Source organism: Providencia sp. JGM181 (assembly GCF_018257375.1).
Taxonomy (GTDB): domain Bacteria; phylum Pseudomonadota; class Gammaproteobacteria; order Enterobacterales; family Enterobacteriaceae; genus Providencia; species Providencia lanzhouensis.
This window is the reverse complement of sequence record NZ_JAERJY010000197.1, coordinates 1-4,884: the sequence shown is the minus strand read 5'-3', so window position 1 is coordinate 4,884 and position 4,884 is coordinate 1. Positions and strand designations below refer to the sequence as shown.

The following is a 4,884-nucleotide window of genomic DNA, read 5'->3' as shown; positions in this document are numbered from 1 at the left end:
ATTATATTCTAAATAAGAGCATCCCTATTGGTATTAATGAAACAGGCACCCGTGAAGAATTCGATAGCATGGGAAAAGTAAATGTTCCTGCAAATCGTTATTGGGGGGCACAGACTCAACGTTCATTACAGCACTTTAATATTGGCGATGATTTAATGCCAAAATCGGTTTACCACGCGTATGGCTATGTAAAAAAAGCTTGTGCGTTGGTTAACTGCGAAGCAGGTCGATTAGCTGAATGGAAAAAAGAGGCGATCGTTATCGCAGCTGATGAAACTATTCATGGTCAATTGGATGAGCATTATCCGCTTTATGTATGGCAGACAGGCTCTGGCACACAATCTAATATGAACGTGAATGAAGTTATTTCTAACCGAGCTATTCAATTACTCGGTGGCTCATTAGGAACACAATTGCCCGTTGGACCCAATGATGATGTCAACATGGGTCAGTCTTCCAATGATACATTCCCTACTGCAATGCACATCGCCGCTATTTTTGCGCTTGATGAACAATTAATTCCGAGCATTGAAGATTTAATTCAACTTATTGAAAAGAAAGCTGATTCGTGGATGACTGTCGTTAAGATCGGTCGTACTCACCTCGAAGATGCAGTGCCTTTAACCGTGGGACAAGAGTGGCACGGTTGGGCGGGTCAATTACGCGATGCGCTAGATGATATTAAACGTAGTCAGCAAGATCTTTATAAACTTGCTGTTGGTGGCACGGCTGTTGGTACAGGATTAAATGCGCCAAAAGGCTTTTCAAAAGATGTCGCAGATAAGATAGCGGAATTAACTCAAAAACCGTTTATTACAGCACCTAACAAATTTACCGCTCAAGGCTCTCTTGACGCGTTAGTTCGCACACATGCGGCTATTCGCGGACTGGCAGTGGCGCTGATCAAAATTGCGAATGATATGCGCTGGCTAGCTTCGGGTCCTCGTTGTGGTTTTAGCGAATTAATACTGCCATCGAATGAACCTGGTTCATCTATCATGCCCGGCAAGGTCAACCCAACCCAATGTGAAGCGATGGTCATGATTGGTATTCAGGTTATGGGTAATGATGCTGCGATTGCGATATCAGGTAGCCAAGGTAATTTTGAATTAAATGCGATGAGACCGGTAATTATTAATAACCTCCTGCATTCCATTCGTATTATTTCTGATGGTTGTCGTAAATTTATGGAATATTCAGTAGAAGGCACTGAATTAAATAATACGAAAATAACCGAGTATGTGGACAATAGTGTCATGTTAGTGACGGCATTATCCCCAATTATTGGTTACCAAAATGCAGCGCATATTGCTGAAAATGCAATAGCGAAAAATATCACGTTAAAAGAATCTGCAATCGCTTCTGGAAAAATAAGTGAAGAAGATTTTAATAAATATGTCAATCCGATTGATATGACAGGAAATGGTCTATCTGGCGCGTAGTTTTCTCTGAATTATAATATTTAAATTAAAAGGTATTAATTATGTATAATCGACAAGCTAAAGTTGTTGTGGAAAATAACATTCGTAAAATTAAAACCACTGCAAGAGGATATGAAGTATTACGCGATCCATCATTAAATAAAGGAACGGCTTTTACTGAAGAAGAACGAAAAGCGCTGGACTTAAATGGTATTCTTCCTCCTGTTGTAACTGAGGATATGGAAACACAATTAAACCGTGCTTATCACGCTTACCGTGGATGCCATTCTGATTTAGATAAACATATTTACATGTGGCGTTTGCACGATAATAACGTGACATTGTTCTATGCATTATTACAACGTCATATGCTGGAAATGCTGCCAGTTGTTTATGACCCAGTTGTCGGCGATGCTATTGAAAACTATAGCGAGATTATTACTCGTCCTCGCGGGATCTTCCTCAGTATTAATGAACCTGAATTAATCGAAGAAAAGCTGCGTGCATTTGGTGCTGAAGGTGGTGATATTCGATTGATCGTGACCACTGACGCAGAAGAAATCTTAGGTATCGGAGACTGGGGTTCAAATGGTATCGATATTTCAGTCGGTAAGCTGGCTGTTTATACTGCTGCCGCGGGCGTAGATCCTCACAGTGTTATTCCTGTTGTTCTCGATGTTGGGACTAACAATGAAAAACTGTTAAATGACCCATCATATGTGGGTAATCGTCATGAGCGTATTCAAGGCAAAGTCTATGACGATTTTGTTGATGCTTATGTCAAAGCGGCAAGAAAGCTATTTCCAAATGCTGTTATGCACTGGGAAGATTTCGGTTCCACAAATGCGCGTCGCATTTTGGATAAATACAGAGCGAATTTCGCGACATTTAACGATGATGTGCAAGGCACGGGTGCCATTGTATTGTCAGGCTTATTGAATGCGGTGAAATTAAGTAAAACGCCTTGGACTGAGCAAAAAGTGGTTATCTTTGGCGCAGGAACGGCGGGTTGTGGTATTGCAGACCAAATTCGTGACCAAATGATCCGCAGTGGCCTGTCTCGTGAAGAAGCCATTTCTCGCATTTGGTTAATTGACTTGCCGGGACTACTGACAACCGACATGGTCGACAGCTTACTGTATTTCCAAAAAGATTATGCGAAAAACAGCCAAGATGTTGCCAACTATCCAAGAAAGATTGTTGATGTTTCTGTTGAAGCACAAACCCGCTGGCCGGATATGGCGGATATCCTTGCGAAACAGAATAAAGCTAAAGGTATTATTGATTTAGCAACGGTTGTTGAGAATGTAAAACCAACGATTTTAATTGGTACATCAACAACACCGGGTGCCTTCACTCAAGATATCGTTCGCAGCATGGCAAGCCACGTTGAACGCCCAATTATTTTCCCATTATCAAACCCAACATTACTGCATGAAGCAACACCACAGCATTTAATTGAATGGACTGAAGGTAAAGTGTTTGTGGCAACGGGTGCGCCATTTGATGATGTGATGTATAACGGTGTTTGCTACAAAATCGGTCAGGCAAATAACGCTGCGCTTTATCCGGGACTAGGCTTCGGTGCTATCGTGTCTAAAGCCACGAAAATTACCGATGAAATGATTTTTGCCGCAGTTCAAGCCGTGGCAAGCCAAGCAACATTAGGCTCAGAAGGTGCATCGTTATTACCATCGAATGAAGATTTACGTATCACTTCAAGTATCGTTGCTCTTGCTGTTTTACGTATGGCGAAAAGCCAAGGCGTAGCAGGGGTTAACGCCAGTGACTCTGAAGTTGAAATGGTGAGAACACAATCTTGGTGGCCGGTTTATGTGCCAGTTGAAGCTATCTAATTACAGAGTGTGATTGATAGTTTAATTGAGTAAAACGGTAATTAATGAAACCTGACACAAAAGTGTGTCAGGTTTTTTTGATGCGTAAAAAGGGGCGAAATACAAAAAAGCAGTGGGGCAATAATACGGTCTATCACGTATTTCCTCGCAAAAAATACCCTACATCTTCCTCAACTTCTTCCATTGCCATTAACGCTTCTAAGGTATCTCTAGCTTCTTTTTCATCAAGAATACTCATGGCGAAACCGACGTGAACTAATACCCATTTACCGACCATGCTCTCGGTATCCCCTTCGCATACGAGGGCAATATTCACTTCCCGTTGGACACCACAAACATCCACTTGGGCGCTATCCATAGGGGTTTGACCAACGGCAACTACTTGACCGGGAATACCTAAACACATAACTGGCTCCTAAACGGGTTATTCAACTTCAATCTGCTTCACTTGCATGGCGCTAGCGTTGTCGACAATTAAATTTTGGCTGCCGCAGTGGGGGCATCCTTCACCAAATTGGGTTATTTGTACCTGATGCTGACAATCTCGACATTGTGCTTGTGCTGGGGAAATCACGATATGTAATTCGGCACCTTGGGCGAGGGTGTTCCGGCAAATAATATCGAAACAAAAATGCACTGCCGATTCTTCCACGCAAGAGACGGCGCTGAGTTCTAACCACACGCCAGTCACCCGCCGAGCATGGTTGCGTTTAGCGTGCTGTTCAATAATCTCAAATGCGCTTTGGCATAAGGCAACTTCATGCATTTGCCATTCCTTAAGACAAAATATCCGCTGGATTTTCAAAGGCTGCGCGACGACGGCGTTCTTTGATAATTTCATCCATTTTATTTCTGTCAACGATCATTAAGGCTTCTGTTGGACAAACTTCCACACAAGCAGGCCCACTTTCACGGGTATGGCATAAGTCGCATTTATGCGCTTCAGCACGATACTGTGGAATGGTATTGAGTGCCGTGATGTGCTGCGCAACTGGGCGGCTGATGACTTCCATGGTGCCGTAAGGGCAAGCGATAACACAGGTTTTACAACCAATGCATTTAGATTGGTCTACATACACAAAATCATCTTTACGGCTGATGGCGCCATTAGGGCACACATTGGCGCACGGGGCGTCTTCACACTGGCGACAAACCACTGCAGTGCTAACGGTATAGCCTTTGAGTACATGAATACGTGGAAAAAATTCATCCTTTACAACGGTGGCAATCCCTGTTTCTTGCTCTTGGTGGGAGACCACACAAGCCACTTCACAGGTGTGACAGCCAATGCACTTCTTTGGGTCTGCAATGATGAAACGGTTCATCATATTCTCCTGAATGATCGTAAACGGGCATAGGATCCGGTCTATTCCGGTTGCCTCGTCTTATGCTGACAATACTCAGAGATAAGCATGGATCGTGCCAAATTCGTTAAATAAATATATTTAATAAAATCATTGGGTTATTTATTATCGGATAATTGTAAAAAAATAGAGCTTTCATATTCGACACGGTTTTCGACATTATTGACGAGAGGCATGAAATCGGTATTAAGCGGATATTGGGTTAAATCAACCAGTATCTAAAATAGGTGAATGGATCAAACT

General features: G+C 42.5%; 5 protein-coding genes. 2 read left to right on the top strand and 3 right to left on the bottom strand.

Translation table 11 applies throughout. The features are described from left to right. Window positions 1-1,442: class II fumarate hydratase (gene fumC / locus JK188_RS16410; protein ID WP_249216037.1), on the top strand; the 1,442-nt coding region annotated here is incomplete at its 5' end. A 41-nt stretch (window positions 1,443-1,483) separates the two neighbouring features. Continuing rightward, window positions 1,484-3,277: an NAD-dependent malic enzyme gene (locus tag JK188_RS16405; RefSeq protein WP_132496423.1), complete on the top strand. Its 1,794-nt coding sequence runs from the start codon at window positions 1,484-1,486 to the stop codon at window positions 3,275-3,277. A gap of 133 nt (window positions 3,278-3,410) precedes the next feature. Here JK188_RS16405 and hybG read toward each other — a convergent pair whose 3' ends face one another. The 3 genes from hybG to hydN are packed head-to-tail and all read right to left on the bottom strand — an operon-like array spanning window position 3,411 to window position 4,602. After that, a complete protein-coding gene (hybG, locus tag JK188_RS16400; RefSeq protein ID WP_211886930.1) occupies window positions 3,411-3,683 on the bottom strand; it encodes a hydrogenase maturation factor HybG in 273 nt (90 codons plus the stop codon). An 18-nt stretch (window positions 3,684-3,701) separates the two neighbouring features. Beyond that, a complete protein-coding gene (hypA, locus tag JK188_RS16395; protein WP_154637226.1) occupies window positions 3,702-4,043 on the bottom strand; it encodes a hydrogenase maturation nickel metallochaperone HypA in 342 nt (113 codons plus the stop codon). Between the two features lie 10 nt (window positions 4,044-4,053). Continuing rightward, complete coding sequence (gene hydN / locus JK188_RS16390) at window positions 4,054-4,602, bottom strand: electron transport protein HydN (RefSeq protein WP_211887265.1); 549 nt, start codon at window positions 4,600-4,602, stop codon at window positions 4,054-4,056. Window positions 4,603-4,884 lie beyond the last annotated feature (282 nt).